14 protein-coding genes and 1 pseudogene are annotated in these 16,906 nt (G+C 61.9%); 10 read left to right on the top strand and 5 right to left on the bottom strand.

What is annotated here, in order from left to right; genetic code table 11:
• The first annotated feature begins 54 nt into the window (after positions 1-54).
• From NKI35_RS10840 to recJ, 4 genes are all read left to right on the top strand, one after another.
• Positions 55-465 (top strand): hypothetical protein, encoded by a 411-nt coding sequence (locus NKI35_RS10840; protein ID WP_023667627.1) that lies wholly within the window; start codon positions 55-57, stop codon positions 463-465.
• A 90-nt stretch (positions 466-555) separates the two neighbouring features.
• Positions 556-1,773: an LL-diaminopimelate aminotransferase gene (locus NKI35_RS10845; protein WP_352739935.1), complete on the top strand. Its 1,218-nt coding sequence runs from the start codon at positions 556-558 to the stop codon at positions 1,771-1,773.
• Positions 1,774-1,823: 50 nt separating this feature from the next.
• Positions 1,824-3,137, top strand: a complete 1,314-nt coding sequence (locus tag NKI35_RS10850; RefSeq protein WP_023681614.1) for a homoserine dehydrogenase — start codon at positions 1,824-1,826, stop codon at positions 3,135-3,137.
• Between the two features lie 250 nt (positions 3,138-3,387).
• The gene (recJ, locus tag NKI35_RS10855) at positions 3,388-5,172 is read left to right on the top strand and encodes a single-stranded-DNA-specific exonuclease RecJ (RefSeq protein WP_023714253.1); all 1,785 of its coding nucleotides are present in this window, start codon (positions 3,388-3,390) and stop codon (positions 5,170-5,172) included.
• A 15-nt stretch (positions 5,173-5,187) separates the two neighbouring features.
• Here the strand turns inward: recJ and NKI35_RS10860 are convergent, their stop codons facing one another.
• The 3 genes from NKI35_RS10860 to folE form a co-directional block, all read right to left on the bottom strand.
• Positions 5,188-6,159, bottom strand: a complete 972-nt coding sequence (locus tag NKI35_RS10860; protein ID WP_023681613.1) for a patatin family protein — start codon at positions 6,157-6,159, stop codon at positions 5,188-5,190.
• Between the two features lie 84 nt (positions 6,160-6,243).
• Positions 6,244-6,702 (bottom strand): phosphoribosyl-AMP cyclohydrolase, encoded by a 459-nt coding sequence (gene hisI / locus NKI35_RS10865; protein ID WP_023681612.1) that lies wholly within the window; start codon positions 6,700-6,702, stop codon positions 6,244-6,246.
• A 35-nt stretch (positions 6,703-6,737) separates the two neighbouring features.
• Positions 6,738-7,373, bottom strand: coding sequence for a GTP cyclohydrolase I FolE (gene folE / locus NKI35_RS10870; RefSeq protein WP_023667622.1), 636 nt, complete (start codon positions 7,371-7,373; stop codon positions 6,738-6,740).
• Positions 7,374-7,614: 241 nt separating this feature from the next.
• Between folE and NKI35_RS10875 the strand changes: the two genes are divergently transcribed.
• Positions 7,615-8,094, top strand: a complete 480-nt coding sequence (locus tag NKI35_RS10875; RefSeq protein WP_023751535.1) for an iron-sulfur cluster assembly scaffold protein — start codon at positions 7,615-7,617, stop codon at positions 8,092-8,094.
• A gap of 52 nt (positions 8,095-8,146) precedes the next feature.
• Here the strand turns inward: NKI35_RS10875 and NKI35_RS10880 are convergent, their stop codons facing one another.
• Complete coding sequence (locus tag NKI35_RS10880; protein WP_023681610.1) at positions 8,147-9,064, bottom strand: LysR substrate-binding domain-containing protein; 918 nt, start codon at positions 9,062-9,064, stop codon at positions 8,147-8,149.
• Positions 9,065-9,434: 370 nt separating this feature from the next.
• Here NKI35_RS10880 and yidD point away from each other — a divergent pair, with 370 nt between their 5' ends.
• The 5 genes and pseudogenes from yidD (at position 9,435) to NKI35_RS10905 (ending at position 15,886) form a co-directional block, all read left to right on the top strand.
• Positions 9,435-9,803 carry a membrane protein insertion efficiency factor YidD gene (gene yidD, locus NKI35_RS10885; RefSeq protein WP_023667617.1) on the top strand — a complete coding sequence of 123 codons (369 nt, stop codon included), beginning with the start codon at positions 9,435-9,437 and terminating at the stop codon, positions 9,801-9,803.
• 156 nt (positions 9,804-9,959) lie between these two features.
• A pseudogene (gene blaOXA, locus NKI35_RS10890) lies at positions 9,960-10,774 on the top strand (class D beta-lactamase).
• Between the two features lie 128 nt (positions 10,775-10,902).
• On the top strand, positions 10,903-12,666 hold the full coding sequence (locus tag NKI35_RS10895) for a tetratricopeptide repeat protein (RefSeq protein ID WP_352739939.1): 1,764 nt from the start codon (positions 10,903-10,905) through the stop codon (positions 12,664-12,666).
• 222 nt (positions 12,667-12,888) lie between these two features.
• Positions 12,889-14,862, top strand: a complete 1,974-nt coding sequence (thrS, locus tag NKI35_RS10900; protein ID WP_023667614.1) for a threonine--tRNA ligase — start codon at positions 12,889-12,891, stop codon at positions 14,860-14,862.
• Positions 14,863-14,947: 85 nt separating this feature from the next.
• Complete coding sequence (locus NKI35_RS10905) at positions 14,948-15,886, top strand: lysophospholipid acyltransferase family protein (protein WP_352739941.1); 939 nt, start codon at positions 14,948-14,950, stop codon at positions 15,884-15,886.
• Positions 15,887-15,970: 84 nt separating this feature from the next.
• Here NKI35_RS10905 and NKI35_RS10910 read toward each other — a convergent pair whose 3' ends face one another.
• Positions 15,971-16,861: an ankyrin repeat domain-containing protein gene (locus NKI35_RS10910; RefSeq protein ID WP_352739943.1), complete on the bottom strand. Its 891-nt coding sequence runs from the start codon at positions 16,859-16,861 to the stop codon at positions 15,971-15,973.
• Positions 16,862-16,906 lie beyond the last annotated feature (45 nt).

Below are 16,906 nucleotides of genomic sequence, written 5' to 3' on the forward strand. Positions count from 1 at the left end.
ATGGGACATCTGACCGGGTCCAATGCGCTGTACCCCGGCTGCCAGGAAAACAATATGACGATTAACACCGGCGAGACCATTTTTTCGGGGGCAGGCCGCTTTTGCCGCATCGCGGTTGCAATCGCATGTCTGGCGCCAGGGCTGCTGGCGGCAAGTGGCTGCACGAGCGCCAACACCGGCAACGGGATGAATGTCGGCCTGACCCAGGGCGCGCAGGACACCGGCTCTTATCCCAATCTCAACATCCCACCGCAGGTGGCGGCAAAGCAACTCACCCCTGAGGAGACGCAGGCCAAGCTTGCCCAGTTGAAGGGCGAACAGCAGGGGCAAGTGGCCAAGGGCGGCGGCGGTGCCCCGTCCACCAGCCCGGCGGCGCTGAATTCGCTGGCGAAGAACCATGGCAAGGACACGCTGAAGCAGATCGAAGCCAAATGCGATCCCGCCCTCGACCCTACCTGCAAATAAGGCTATATCGCGCGCCGAAAGCGGTCTTTGCCAAAGGCGCCTAGCCAAGCCAACTGTGCTAAAGCCAATCTTAAATCGTCTGGAACTGACATGGAAGAATTTCACAAGGTCCGCCGGCTTCCGCCCTACGTGTTCGAGCAGGTCAACCGGCTGAAGGCCAGCGCCCGTTCGCGCGGCGCCGACATTATCGACCTTGGCATGGGCAACCCGGACCTGCCCACGCCGAAGGCGATCGTCGACAAATTGTGCGAAGTGGTGCGCGATCCGCGCACGCATCGCTATTCCTCCTCGCGCGGCATCCCAGGTCTGCGCCGCGCCCAGGCCGCCTATTATCAGCGCCGTTTCGGCGTGAAGCTCAATCCCGACACGCAGGTGGTGGCGACGCTCGGTTCGAAGGAAGGCTTCGCCAATATGGCGCAGGCGATCACCGCGCCGGGCGACGTGATCCTGTGCCCCAACCCGACCTATCCGATCCATGCTTTCGGCTTCATCATGTCGGGCGGCGTCATCCGTTCGCTGCAGGTCGAGCCGGATGACGGCTTCATCCCGGCGCTCGAGCGCGGTGTCCGTCATTCGATCCCGAAGCCACTGGCATTGATCCTCAACTATCCGTCGAACCCGACGGCGCTGGTCGCCTCGCTCGATTTCTACAAGGACGTGGTCGCCTTCGCCAAGAAGAACGACGTCATCATCCTGTCGGACCTTGCCTATTCGGAGATCTATTTCGACGGCAATCCGCCGCCTTCGGTGCTGCAAGTGCCGGGCGCCATCGATGTCTGCGTCGAGTTCACCTCGATGTCGAAGACCTTCTCCATGCCCGGCTGGCGCATGGGCTTTGCCGTCGGCAATGAGCGGCTGATCTCGGCGTTGACGCGGGTGAAGTCCTATCTCGACTACGGCGCCTTCACGCCGATCCAGGTTGCGGCGGCGCATGCGCTGAATGGCGACGGCGCCGACATCGCCGAAGTGCGCGAGGTCTATTTGAAGCGCCGCGACGTCATGGTCGACGCCTTCAGCCGCGCCGGCTGGACCATTCCGGCACCGGCTGCCTCGATGTTCGCCTGGGCGCCGATCCCGGAGCCGTTCAAGCATCTCGGCTCGCTTGAGTTTTCCAAGCTCCTGATCGAGCACGCCGACGTGGCGGTGGCGCCGGGCATCGGCTTTGGCGAGCATGGCGACGATCATGTCCGCATCGCGCTGGTCGAGAACGAGCACCGGATCCGGCAGGCGGCGCGCAACATCAAGCGCTTCCTGGCGTCCAGCGCCAAGCAGCCGAACAATGTGGTGCCGCTCGCCGCGCATCGCTAAAGTCGCCGCACATCTTATTCGAGTAGATTTTTTGAGGGGCGTCGCCGGGCATGGCTGAAGCGTTGCGTGTTGGAATTGCGGGTCTGGGTACGGTTGGCGCCTCGGTGGCGCGCGTGCTGCGCGACAAGGCAGCGGAGCTGACGCGCCAGTGCGGACGCGATGTCATCGTCACGACCGTTTCCGCGCGCGATCCCAAGCGCGACCGTGGCGTCGACCTCAGCGCCGCCAAATGGTTCGACGATCCGATCAAGATGGCGCAGGCCGCCGATATCGACGTCTTCGTCGAACTGATCGGCGGCGACGAAGGGGCAGCGCGCGCGTCGGTCAAGGCAGCACTTGAAGCCGGACGTCATGTCGTCACCGCCAACAAGGCGCTGTTGGCCAAGCACGGCGTGGCGCTTGCCGAAATCGCCGAGAAGAAGGGCGTGCTGCTCAACTACGAGGCGGCAGTTGCCGGCGGCATCCCGGTCATCAAGACGATGCGCGAGGCGATGGCCGGCAATTCGGTCACTCGCGTTTTCGGCATCCTCAACGGCACCTGCAACTACATCCTGACCCGCATGGAGGCCGAGGGCATCTCCTTCGACGAGTGCCTGAAGGACGCGCAACGGCTGGGCTACGCCGAAGCCGATCCGACTTTCGATATCGAGGGCCATGACACGGCGCATAAATTGTCGATCCTGACCAGCCTGGCCTTCGGCACCAAGATCGCCGCCAACGACATCTACATGGAAGGCATTTCCAATATCAGCCAGGCCGATATCCGCGCTGCCGCCGATCTCGGCTACCGGATAAAACTGCTCGGTGTCGCGCAGCGCACCGACAGCGGCATCGAGCAGCGCGTGCACCCGACCATGGTGCCGACCGCGTCGGTGATCGCACAGGTGCATGGCGTTACCAATGCGGTGGCCATCGAAACCGACATTTTGGGCGAACTGCTGCTCTCCGGCCCGGGCGCCGGCGGCAACGCCACCGCGTCCGCCGTGGTCGGCGATATCGCCGACATCGCAAAGAGCCGGCCGGGCTTCCAGCACGGTCCGGTGTTCGGCCTGCCGGCCAAGGAACTGCGCCCCTACAAGAAGGCGCAGATGCGCAGCCATGCCGGCGGCTATTTCATCCGGCTGACCGTGCACGACCGCATCGGCGTCTTCGCCGCGATCGCCAAGCGCATGGCGGACAACGACATTTCGCTGGAATCGATCGTCCAGCATGCCGTCAGCGGCGAGACGGACGCGCAAAAGACGGTGATCCTGGTCACCCACGAGACGACGGAAGCAGCGGTGCGCAAGGCTGTCGACGGCATCACCAAGGACGGCCACCTCACAGACAAGCCGCAGGTTATCCGCATTGAGCGCGCTGGTTAGGCCAAGTCATTTTTCTCCTTAACCGATTTGATATTCCTGCTGAAAAGTGGTTCAGACGCCATAATGCTCTATCTCTTTGATTTGGAGCCGGATTGAGATTTCAGGTCGAACCCACCAATCATCATCGGGCTCTGGCGGAGGCGTGAGCCGCGAGATCAAGGCGCGTCACCAGGATGTGGAAAAGTTTTGAGACTTTCCTGTTTAGCCGTCGCATATTGCCGGAAATGACAATCTATAGATTACGCCTCCTATGACGGGCGACAAACGCCTCTTCCTCGATATCAGGCAGTCGGCGACCGGTGTTTCCTGGGAACACCGGTTGAGCGAGCGGCAGGACATGACCGCGCTTGCCATAGCGCAGGGCCACGGCGTGCCCGACATTGTGGCTCGCGTGCTCGCCGGGCGCGGCGTCACCGCCGACCAGGCCGAGCGCTTCCTCGATCCGACGATTCGCAATCTGTTGCCGGATCCGGCTTCGCTGACCGACATGGGCAAGGCTGCGACCCGCATCGCCGAAGCGGTCATGGCCAAGGAGAAGGTGGCAATCTTCGGCGACTACGATGTCGACGGCGCCGCCTCTTCGGCGTTGCTCAAGCGCTTCCTGACGCATTTCTCGGTGCCTTCGGAGATCTACATTCCCGACCGCATCTTCGAGGGCTACGGCCCCAATCCGGAGGCTATGCGCGAACTGGTCTCGCGCGGCGCGACGCTGATCGTCACCGTCGATTGCGGCACCAACAGCGCTGTCTCCATTGATGCCGCCAAGGCCGCAGGCGCCGATGTGGTGGTGCTCGACCACCATCAGGTCGGCGGCCCGCTGCCGGAGGCGACCGCAGTCGTCAATCCCAATCGCGAGGACGACCTATCCGGGCAAGGCCATCTGTGCGCCGCCGGTGTCGTCTTCCTTACTCTGGTGCAGACGGCGAGGGTCCTGCGCAGCCGATTGCCCGACGCAGCGCCACCGGACCTGTTGTCGTTGCTCGACTTGGCGGCGCTGGCCACGGTTTGCGATGTGGTGCCGCTCATCGGCGTGAACCGCGCTTTCGTCGTCAAGGGACTACAGATGGCGCGGCAGCAGAAGAATGAGGGGCTCGCCGCACTGGCGCGGGTGTCCCGCATCGGTGAGCCGATAAGCACCTTTCATCTCGCCTATCTGATTGGGCCGCGCATCAATGCCGGCGGCCGCATCGGCGATGCAGCACTTGGCAGCCGGCTGCTCGCCACCGACGATCCGGTTGAGGCCGGGACCATTGCCGAGACACTCGACCGGCTCAACCAGGAACGCCAGCAGATGGAGCTGGAGATGCTGGCAGCGGCGCGCGCCGAGGCTGACGCCGAACTTGCCGGCGGCAACGGGCCGGCCATCATCGTCACCGCCAGCACCAATTGGCATCCTGGCATTGTCGGCTTGATCGCCTCGCGGCTGAAGGACCATGCGCGGCGGCCGGCCTTCGCCATCGCCTTCAACGCCAATGGCATCGGCACCGGCTCTGGCCGTTCGGTGTCGGGCTTCGATCTCGGACGGCTGGTGCGCGCAGCCGCCGATGCCGGGCTGATCGTCAAGGGCGGCGGCCACGGCATGGCCGCCGGCATCACGGTGGAACGCGCCAAGCTCGGCGAACTCCGTGCTTTCTTTGAGGAGCGCGCGGCGGCCGAAGTGTTCCGGCTGCAGGACGAAGAAAGTCTGGCCGTCGACGGCGCGCTCGCCGCCGAGGGCGCGACGATTGCTTTGCTCGATGCACTGGAAAAGGCCGGGCCTTTCGGCGCCGGCCATGTCGCGCCGGTGTTCGCGCTGCCGCGCCATCGGCTGGCCGACGCGCGGGCCGTCGGCACCAACCACATCCGGGCTGATCTGCAGTCGGAAAGCGGCGGCCGCATCCAGGGCATCGCCTTTCGATCCGTCGATACCGCGCTGGGCGAATTCCTGTTCAAGAACAGGGGCAACACGATCCATGTCGCCGGCTCGCTGTCGGGGAATTATTGGAACGGCAACCGTACGGTGCAGTTCCGCATCACCGATGCGGCCAAAGCCTGACATTGCCGAATTGGTTTAAGCCAGAACCGTCTGCAGCCGCTTCAACTCGCTGATCTGCGCGATCGTCGCCTGGTAACCGACGCTGATCGCCTCATCCGCGCGGTGGAATTCGGTCAAGCCGATATGGCTGAGTTTCGGTTGGAGCGACATGTCGGGCGGATCGCCCGCCAGCCTTGCGCGTGAAATCCGGTCCTGGATGATGTTGAAGGCTTCGACCATGACGCCGGTGATGCCGAGACGGCTCTGGTGCGGCTGGTGGTTCGGGTCGGCCTGGCCTGGACGGGGCGCGTCCTTCTCGATGAGCAGTTCCCCGGCGCTGTGCTTGATGACGGCGGCGCGGCCGAACAGATCGTAGTGAAGGTTGACCGCGACGACCAGCGGCTGCTCGTAGGCGCGGCAGACCGAAACCGGAACCGGGTTGACCAGCGCGCCGTCGACCAGGATGCGGCCGTTGCAATTCACCGGTTCGAACACGCCGGGCAGCGCATAGGAAGCGCGCATCGCGGTGATCAGGGAACCGCTGGACAGCCAGATCTCATGGCCGGTGCGAATTTCGGCGCCAACGGCGACGAAGGGTTTTGTCAGATCCTCGAAGCGGATGCCTGCCATGTGCTCGCGCAGCCTGACGTCCAGTTTCATGCCGCCGAACAGGCCGCTGCCGCGCAGATTGAGATCGAGCAGGCCGAAGATGCGCCGCTTGGTCAGGCTGCGGGCGAACTCCTCGAGTTCGTCCAGCTTGCCGGCGAGATAGCAGCCGCCAACCAGCGCGCCGATCGAGGTGCCGGCGATCATCGAGACTTCGATGCCGGCTTCGTCGAGCGCGCGCAGCACGCCAATGTGCGCCCAGCCGCGTGCGCAGCCGCCGCCCAGCGCGAGCGAAATGCCTGTCTTGCCCGCGGGTTGCGGGTCAGGCACGCCGCCGGACGATGAGGGGCCATTGGCCTCCCGCACGTCCGGTCTGCTACGCAATGACGCCCACTCGAGCATCATGATCTCCCTTGTCCCGCGTCCGTTCTACAGGAAGGACGTTTGAGAATAGTGAATATGAGTGGTTTGCGACTGTTGAATGGTTCACGCGGGCTTCCGATACGTTTTTTCCGCATCGAACAGCGGCGTGCTGCCATCGTCGGCAAGCGTTGCCTTGCCGCCGATTAGCCCCACCGTCCGATAAAAACATGAACGCCGGCCGGTGTGACAAGTTGCGTCGTGGCCCAACACTTTGACGCGCAACCATATGGCGTCCTGGTCACAATCCGTGAGCACCTCGACGACGGTCTGAAAATTGCCTGATGTTTCGCCCTTCTTCCACAGCGCGTTGCGCGAGCGCGACCAGTAGTGCGCGATGCCGGTTTCGAGCGTCAGCGCCAGCGCCTCGGCATTCATATGCGCGACCATCAGCAGCATACCGTCAGCGGCGTCGGTGACGACGACGGTGACCAGCCCGGCAGCATCGAAGCGCGGGGAAAACACCGCGCCTTCTTCGAGAGCCTTCTTGTCCGATGGAGCCTTGGGAAATGTTAGTGCCGACATCGCCGGTCCTTGATCTAGCGATGGCGGCGAGCGGCTTACGCCCCGAGGCCGCGCACCATGGTGACGAAACGGACCTGTTCCTCGGGCGTGTCCTTGAATACGCCGGTGAAGGTCGAGGTCAGCGTGGTGGAGCCCTGCTTGCGGATGCCGCGCATGGCCATGCACATATGCTCGGCCTCGATCATGACTGCGACACCGCGCGGATTGAGCACGTCCTGTATGACGCCGGCGATCTGTGCAGTCATGGCCTCCTGCGTCTGCAGGCGATGGGCGAAGATATCGACCACACGGGCAATCTTGGACAGGCCGACGACCTTGCCGTCCGGGAGGTAGCCGACATGCGCCTTGCCGATGATCGGCACCATGTGGTGCTCGCAATGCGAGTGGAACTGGATGTCCCTGACGATGACGAGATCGTCATAGCCGGCGACTTCCTCGAAGGTGCGGCCGAGTTCTTCGGCCGGGCACATGTCATAGCCGTTGAACATTTCGAGAAAGGCCTTGGTGACGCGCTTGGGCGTGTCGATCAGGCCCTCGCGGTCCGGATTGTCGCCGGTCCAGCGCAACAGCGTGCGCACGGCGGCCTCGACCTCGGCTTCGCTCGGCCTGTCGGTGACCGGCTTGTCCAGATAGTCGGAAGGGGGCATGATTTTCTTGATGACGGCATCCATAAAGGCGTCTCCCGTAGTTCCTCTCTCAGAAGGAACGAGTTGAACGGACCACGACCTTTCGGGTGCTGAAAACTCGCCCTGTTTCCAGCCCGCAAGCGGCGTGAACGAAACGGGCAAGGACGGCGGCTTTGCGTTGCCTTGTCGATACCCGACTGCCAGCATTATATATGGTCGTGCGCAGCGAATGAAAGACGCCACAGCGGCAATCGCTGTTCGCTTGGCGGCGACGGATTGGAAAAATATGATTGACGACGTCTACAATGCGAAAATTCTGGGTTTTGCCGGAAACATCGCCCGCATAGGCCGGCTCGATCATCCGGATGCGACGGCCAAGGCCCATTCCAAATTGTGCGGCTCGACGGTGACCATCGACCTCAAGATGGACAATGGCGTCGTCACCGATTTCTCGCATGACGTGAAGGCCTGCGCCCTCGGCCAGGCCTCGTCCTCGATCATGGCTCAACATGTCATCGGCGCCAGCGCCGACGAATTGCGGGCGGTGCGCGACACCATGCTGAAGATGCTCAAGGAAAACGGCGCGCCGCCGCAAGGCCGCTTTGCCGATCTGAGATATCTGGAGCCGGTGCGCGACTACAAGGCGCGCCATGCCTCGACCATGCTGACCTTCGATGCGGTCGTCGATGCCATCGGTCAGATCGAGAAGAAACGCGCCGAACAAGCGGTGATGTTGGTACATGACGGCTCCTCCAACAGCCGGTGAATTGTCAAAATTGGGCGCTGAACACGTCGAGGAGCTTCTCACGTAACCGGGCTCATGCCTTGGTTTGCTGCGCCCGTCTGCTTTCGGCGAATTCGCTTCTCACCCAGTCTGCAAACGCCTTAGCCGGCTCCGGCAGGTCCTTCAAACTCCTGGCCACCAGCCAGTAGGCGCCCGATGCGACGTCGATGTCGAACGGCTTGATCAGCGCGCCGGATGCAATCTCTTCGCCGATCTGCAAGAGGTCGCCCAGCGCCACGCCGTGGCCGAGCAGGGCCGCCTGCTTCGACAGCGACACATCCGCCAGCATAGGGCCGCGCGCCGGAATGGTGTCGGCTGCAACGCCGGCTGCCTCGAACCAGCGCGCCCAGCCTTGACGATTCTCCTCGTGCAACAGCGTGTAGCGGGCAAGGTCGAGCGGCTTTTCGAGGGCAGGGCCCGATGCCAGCAATGCCGGCGACAGGACCGGTGAATCGACGGTCGAGGCGAGCCATTCGGCCTCGCTGCGCGGCCATGAGGTGGCGCGCGCGCTGAAGCGCAAGGCGAGTTCGGGCTGATCGCTGCGGAACTCGATCGGCCTTGGGTCGACTTCGAGGGAAACGTCGATATCGGGCCGCAACTGGCTGAAGCGGTTGAGCCGCGGCAACAGCCATACCGAGGCCAGCGACGGCTCGACACTGACGCGGACCACCGACTGCGCCGGGGCAGCCACCAGGTCCGAAACCAGCCTGTCGATGTCATCGAAACTCCTGACCAACTGATCGAGCAGGCGCTGGCCGGCCTCGGTCAACTCGACGCGACGGTGATGACGGTGGAACAAGGGCTGGCGCAGGAACTGCTCGAGTTCGCGGATCTGCCGGCTGATGGCGGCCTGGGAGACGAACAGCTCCTCGGCGGCCCGGCTAAAGCTCAATTGCCGGCCGGCTGCCTCGAAACTTCGCAACGCCGTCAGGGGCAACCGTCCGCGCTTCATTTCGCATAACCCGAAGTTATCCGAACCGGAAATTATACTCGTTTGAAGGCGAAGGCCAGCGGGCGTCTAATCCGCCTCAAAGGAGATGCGCCATGATCCAGTTACTGAAGATCTTTTGCGATGTGATGCGGATCGCGACATTTCAGTGGCATGGCGACAGGCGGCATCATGTGCAGCGCACCGAGCAAAGGCCGGCCACCCGCTGGGCGGCTCCAGCGGAGCGGCATCCCTTTCGCCGCTCGCGACCCTGAAGCCGACAAAGAGGCGAGTGAAGAGGATTGCGTTTGCCGGCCGAAGCTCACATCTATCGGTTTGGAAACGCAAGCTGACCCGGAAGCCGGTTTCGGGTCGCGTTCGGAAAGAGACTGCGGTGGGCGACCAGCATCGGCATGTGCATGCCGCCGGACGGACCCGGCGCGGGCGCAACTGGCCCGGTCCCTGGCGCAAAACACCCGGCCGCATTTTCGGCACGTCGCTGGTGCGCCTCTATCAACTGACGCTGTCCGGATTTGTCGGCAATTCCTGCCGGCATCTGCCGACCTGTTCCGAATACGCGCATGAGGCGATCGCCCGCCATGGTCTGTGGGCCGGCGGCTTCATGGGGCTGTTCCGCGTGCTGCGCTGCGGCCCTTTCGGTTCGCATGGCATCGATCGCGTGCCGGAGGTACTCGATCAGCGCTATGTCTGGTTCATGCCATGGCGTTATTGGCAGATCGGCAGGAAGCGCGGCGAGGCCTGACGGCGGGCGCGCTGGTCCCTGATCCAGATCGCCAGCGCGGCATTCTTTACAATCCGGTAAGGTTAACAACGGGCTGCACAAAGACTGCGCATTTGAGTCAAAATCGAGCCAAGACACTTCGCTAAGCGCCTCCTGTTCATTCCCAGGAGAGCCCACATGCGTCGGATCGAAACCCACCCCTTCATCATTGCCGCGGTCCTCTTCCTGCTGGCCTGGTTTCTGGGATTTCCGATGCGGGCGCAATCGGCTCCGCTTGGCGATGTCGAATGCACGCTGATCCAGGACGCGACAAGCGGCCAGACGCTCCACCAGAATGGTGTTTGCGACCAGCGCTTCAGCCCGGCGTCTACTTTCAAGGTGCCGTTGGCGCTGATCGGCTACGACGCCGGTATTCTTAGCGACGCGCATACGCCGAGTTGGGACTACAAGCCTGAGTTCAACGCTGTGAAGCGCGACCACAAAACCGTCGACCCGACGATCTGGGAGCGAGACTCGATCGTGTGGTATTCGCGCGAAATCGTGCGACGGCTCGGCGCAAAAAGCTTTGCCGGCTACGTCTCGAAATTCGGCTACGGCAACATGGATGTCTCGGGCGATGTCGGCAAGGACAACGGGCTCACGCAATCCTGGATAAATTGCTCGCTTGAGATATCGCCGATCGAACAGACAGCCTTCCTGCGCCAGCTGCTCGCCGGCAAGATGCGGTTTCTGCCAAGGCGCACGAGATGACCCGAGCCATCCTGCCGAGTTTTCAGGCCGACGGCTGGACGGTGCAGGGCAAGACCGGCAGCACCAGGCTGGGGAACAGCAAGGACAAGCGCTCGCTGGGCTGGTTCGTCGGCTGGGCCGAAAAGGGCGGCCGGCGGATCGTCTTCGCCCGGCTGGTCGTCGATACCAAACCGATCGACACACCGAAGGGCTTGGCGACACGCGCGGCGTTCCTGAAGGATTTGACGCAGCTGGTGAAGTGAGTTGCCGCGACAAACGGCTGTGCCAATGACCGCTGCGGAAATGTATCAGTCGACGTTCCGGCTCGTGGACTCTGTCGGCCGTCGCCCTTACAATCCCGGTCCTGTTGCTCTTGAAAGCAATGCACCACATGACCGAAGGACGCGTCCAACGCCGTCTTGCCGCAATTCTGGCCGCTGATGTGGTGGGGTATACGCGCCTGATGGGCAGCGACGAGGCCGGCACACTTGCCCAACTGAAGGAGATACGGGCCCACCTTATCGACCCAAATATGGCCGAGCACCAAGGTCGCATCTTCAAAACGACTGGCGACGGCATCCTCGCCGAGTTTCCAAGTGTCGTGAACGCCGTGGCTTGTGCCGTTGCTATGCAGCGTGCCATGTCGGGTCGCAGCGCAAAACTGTCCGAGGACCGAAGAATACAATTCCGCGTTGGGATCAACCTCGGTGACGTAATCGTCGAGGATGACGATCTGTTGGGTGACGGCGTGAACGTGGCGACAAGGCTCGAAGGCATCGCTCCTGTTGGAGGTGTTATGGTTTCGGGCACGGTGCGAGATCACCTCGGAAACCGGCTTGAACTGCAATTCGACGACATTGGTGAGCAGATACTTAAAAATATTGAACGCCCCGTGCGAGGTTATGCGGTGCGCCTCGACGGTCCCGAAGGGGCCCCCACTTCGCCGGCGTCGCTTGCTGATAAGCCATCCATCGCTTTGCTGCCGTTCGTCAATATGAGCGACGACCGTCAGCAGGACTACTTTGCGGATGGGATCACAGAGAACGTCATCACCGGATTGTCTCGGTTTCGCGATCTTTCCGTCATCGCCAGTAATTCGACGTTTGCTTACAAGGGCAAAGCCACGAAGATACAGGATGCCAGCCGAGAGCTGGGTGCCCGCTATATCTTGGAGGGCAGTGTACAGAGGTCGAAGGACCGGGTCCGGATTACCGCCCAGCTCATTGACGGCAAGACTGGGCGGCACCTTTGGGCAGAGCGCTACGACCGAGGCATCGAGGACATCTTTGCCGTGCAGGACGATGTCACTGAAAGAATAATCGGCAGTTTAGCCACAGCGTACGGAGGCCGACTGTTAAAGGCGTGGCAAGAGCGCCCGGAAGTCGCGGGGACGCGGAATTTTGAGGCGCTGGACTATTTCGTGCGCGGCATGGAGTCTCTCAACCGCTACACAAAACAAGACAACTTGCGTGCTCGGGAACTCTTTGAGAAGGCGGGCGAACTCGATCCGAAGTTCGGAAAGGCGTTTGCGAAGCTCGCTTGGACGCACATGATCGACGCAAGCGACGGTTGGAGCGCGAATCCCGAGGCTTCACTGGCATGTGGCCTGAAATACGCCAATTTGGCGATCGAACGGGACGACGCCGAGGCATGGGGGCACTATGCGCTCGCAGGGCACTGCCTATTTTGCGGACAATACGAACGCGCTATCGTTGAGTATCAACGCGCCCTTGAGCTTAATCCAAATGACGCCGACGTGCTGTTGGATTACGGTTCCTGCCTAAGCTATTGTGGGAGGGCACAGGAAGGCCTTGAGACGGCGCAAAAAGCCATGCGTCTCAACCCTCACTACCCCGAGTGGTACATCCTACAGATTGGCCAGATTTACTACGACGTTCGCAGATATCGTGAAGCGATCGCGGCGTTGGAAGGTCTACGAACCCTCGACACCGTATACCAACACTTATACCTGGCAGCGAGCTACGCGGCTTTAGGGAGCGAAGACGAAGCGCAGCAGGTCATCGAGCACATTTTGCAGCTGGAGCCGCGAGCCACAATCACGATGAGAACGACCTCGGACATGGCGCCATACAAGAACTCAGGTGACTTGGAACATCTTCGCGAGAACTTGCGCAAGGCAGGCCTGCGCGAGTGAGTGAAAGCTCGCGCTAGCCTTGAACGGCTGCAAAGTGGCGGTCCTTGGTCGTTCCGATCGGGGAGGCCAATGGCAACGTTCCAACTGGAATTCAAACTGACACACTACCAGCGCTCTTTACCTCACACCGTGCTGCCTCTAAAACCCGCCGGCTGCCGGATGCCTCCGGCTTCACACCACGACCACCCGCGCTCGTTTGCGGGACTGGATAGGAGATACCCGATGCTGAATTCCGTTTCCCTGACATTTCCCGATGGCTCCGTCCGCGACTATGACGCGGCGATGACCGGTGCGGGCCTCGCCGAATCGATCTCGAAGTCGCTGGCCAAGAAGGCTGTCGCCTATGCCATCGACGGCACCGTTCGCGATCTTTCCGACCCGCTTGGCAAGTCCGGCAAGGTCGAGATCATCACCCGCAGCGATCCGCGCGCGCTGGAGCTCATCCGTCATGATGCAGCACACGTGCTGGCGGAGGCCGTGCAGGAACTGTGGCCGGGAACGCAAGTGACCATCGGGCCGGTGATCGAGAACGGATTCTATTACGACTTCGCCCGCAACGAGCCGTTCACGCCTGACGATTTCCCGGTGATCGAAAAGAAGATGCGCGAGATCATTGCGCGTAACAAGCCGTTCACCAAGGAAGTCTGGTCGCGCGACAAGGCGAAAAAGGTCTTTGCCGAGAAGGGCGAGCGCTACAAGCTCGAGCTGATCGACGCCATTCCCGAAGACCAGGATCTCAAGATCTATTCCCAGGGTGACTGGTTCGACCTCTGCCGCGGCCCACACATGGCCTCCACCGGGCAGATCGGCAACGCCTTCAAGCTGATGAAGGTGGCCGGCGCCTATTGGCGTGGCGATTCGAACAACCCCATGCTGACCCGCATCTACGGCACGGCCTGGGCCGAGCAAGCTGAACTCGATGCCTACCAGACGATGCTGGAAGAGGCAGAGAAGCGCGACCACCGCAAACTCGGCCGCGAGATGGACCTGTTCCATTTCCAGGAAGAGGGGCCGGGCGTCGTCTTCTGGCACGCCAAGGGCTGGAAGATGTTCCAGAATCTGGTCAACTACATGCGCCGCCGCCTCGACGAGCAGGGCTACCAGGAGGTCAACGCACCGCAGGTTCTCGACAAGAGCCTGTGGGAGACGTCGGGCCACTGGGGCTGGTATCGCGATGCCATGTTCAAGGTGACGGTGGCCGGCGACGACACCGACGACGACCGCGTGTTCGCGCTGAAGCCGATGAATTGTCCGGGCCACGTGCAGATATTCAAGCATGGGTTGAAATCCTATCGCGATCTGCCCGTAAAACTTGCGGAATTCGGCAATGTGCATCGTTACGAACCGTCCGGCGCCTTGCACGGGCTGATGCGCGTGCGCGGCTTCACGCAGGACGATGCGCACATCTTCTGCACCGAGGAGCAGCTGGCCGCGGAATGCCTGCGCATCAACGATCTGATCCTGTCGACCTACGCCGATTTCGGCTTCGACGATGTCAGCGTGAAGCTGTCGACGCGGCCGGATAAGCGCGTCGGCACCGACGAGGCCTGGGATCATGCCGAGGCGATCATGGGCAACGTGCTGGATACAATCAGGACGCGCTCGGGAAACCGCATCAAGACCTCGATCAATCCGGGCGAGGGCGCTTTTTACGGGCCGAAATTCGAATATGTGCTGAAGGACGCGATCGGCCGCGAATGGCAGTGCGGCACCACGCAGGTCGACTTCAATCTGCCGGAACGCTTTGGCGCCTTCTACATCGGTTCGGACTCGGAAAAGAAGCAGCCGGTGATGGTGCATCGCGCCATCTGCGGTTCGATGGAACGCTTTCTCGGCATCCTGATCGAGCATTATTCCGGCCATTTCCCGCTGTGGTTCGCGCCGCTGCAGGTGGTTGTGGCGACGATCACCTCGGATGCTGACGACTATGCGCGAAAGGTTGTCGCACAGTTGAAGGCGGCAGGACTTTTGGCCGAACCGGATCTGCGCAACGAGAAGATCAACTACAAGGTGCGTGAGCATTCGCTGGCCAAGGTTCCTGTGATCCTCGTCTGCGGCAAGCGCGAGGCGGAGGAGGAGACGGTCAACATCCGCCGGCTTGGCTCGCGCGATCAGGAATCGCTCAAGCTGGCCGACGCGCTGAAGCTGCTTTCCGACGAGGCTGTTTCGCCCGACCGAAGGCGCAGCGCGGCCTGAGCAATCAATATTTCGGAGAAATGGCGGTGGAGCGATCCACCGCCATTTTCACATGCCTGTCACGCCAACCTTGTAACGAGCCCCCATGCTCAAGCTGAAGATACGGGAAAGGCCGTTTCCCGAACTCTCCTACGCCAATGCGAGCCAGCCGGCGCTGACGCGCTGGTTCATCCATTCCATTGAAGGCCTCTCGGGGCGTGACCGGTATGCCGCGCTCTACGATTTCTGGCGCCGCCAGGTGGCGCCGACGGGCGAGCGGGTGTTCAGCCGCATGCTGGAGCTGATCGACGTCAAGGTGCGCAGCACCGATCGGTGGCCGCCGGCGGGGCTGCCGGACACGCCGCTGGTGATCGTCGCCAACCACCCGTTCGGCATTGGCGACGGCATTGCAGTGCTGTCGCTGGTCGAGCAGCTCGGGCGTCCGTTCCGCGTCATGATCCACAAGGATCTGCTGAAGGTCCGCGAAATGGAACCGTACTCGCTGCCGATCGACTTTTCCGAGACCAAGGACGCGGTGAAGAACAACATGGCGGTGCGCCACGAGGCAGTGCGGCTGTTGAAAGAGGGCGTCACCATAGTGGTATTTCCGGCCGGCGGCGTCGCCACCGCGCCGAGAGGCTTTGGCCGGGCGCGCGACCTGCCGTGGAAGATGTTTCCGGCGCGCCTCGTGCAGGACGCCAAGGCGTCGGTGGTGCCGATGCATTTTTCCGGGCAGAACGGCCGGCTGTTCCATCTGGTCAGCGGCCCGATGAACATGGGGGAGCGCGAAGGAAGGCTGGCGAAATTCGTCGGCAAGGCGTCGCTGACGTTGCGCCTTTCAATGCTCATCCGCGAATTCGCGCGGCTGTCCGGCAAAGCGATCGACGTTCGCGTCGGCAACGTACTGCGCTGGGATGAGCTGGAGCAGCTGCGCGACCGCAAGACCTTGCTTGATCGCCTTCATCGCGGCGTCTTCGATCTGGCGCCCGACGCACCGCGCAGCCGCGTCCACTTCCTGCCGCGCCGTATGCGCAAGGCAGCCTGAGAGACGCTAACTAGGGCGTGTACTCATAAACGACGTTCAGTCGGTCAACTTTTCGACAACCTCGGCCTTTTTGCTCAATAGCTCCTAGGGCAGTGGGAGCGGTTTGTCGCTGAGTGTACGCAAGTAGGCGATCAGGTTGACCCGTTCGGTCTCGTCCGGGACGCCAGGCACCTCCATGTAAACACCCGGCGTGGTGAGCATGGGCTCAAGCAGATATGTGTTCAGGTCCTCGTACGTCCATACACCCTCTAAGGCCAGCAAGGTGTCGGAGTAACGCATATTTGCCATGGATGCCTTGTCGCGGCCGACGACGCCCCATAAGTTCGGTCCCGTTTTGATCCCTCCCTGTGGCTCGGCATTGTGGCAACCGTGGCACACGTGTGTGAAGTAGGTTCGGCCTTTCTCGACATCGGCAGCAGCCAACTTCATCGAGATCGGAGCTGGCGTTGGCAACACGACGCCGTGCGACATGAGATAGTCAGCAACTTCGCGTTGCCCCTTGAATTTTGCCAGATGGAGCGGTGTCTTGCCGTCCTTTGTCTTCGCATTCACGTCCGCGCCGGCCTCAACCAGTGCTTTCACGCAATCGAGGCAACCGAGATTGACCGCGATGTGGATAGCGTTTTCGCGGCTGCGCTTCGAATTTGGATTTGCGCCCCCGTCCAGCAACAGATTGATCAAATCGGTCCTGCGTTTTGCCAAAGCCAGAATAAGGGCAGGACCCAAACGCGGGTCCGGGACGGCGTTGACGTCGGCACCGCGTTCAATGAGCAGTTTTGCCGCTGCAAAATGACCGCCTTTGACCGCAAGATAGAGTGGTGTCGTGCGCCCGTCGCTCTCATCGACGCCGGTACCAGCGTCGAGCGCTGCCGTGATCGCCGCGACATCGCCCTTCATGGCGGCGTCGTGAATGCCGGCGGCATGCGATACAATCGGTGCAAGCAGTAGTGGAATGAAAAGCAAGGACATGCGCATTTGGCATCTCCCAAGGCAAACTGCGGTACGGGTCATGCTTTCAAG

Origin of the sequence: Mesorhizobium sp. M0676 (genome assembly GCF_040320535.1) — a bacterium.
Classification (GTDB): domain Bacteria; phylum Pseudomonadota; class Alphaproteobacteria; order Rhizobiales; family Rhizobiaceae; genus Mesorhizobium.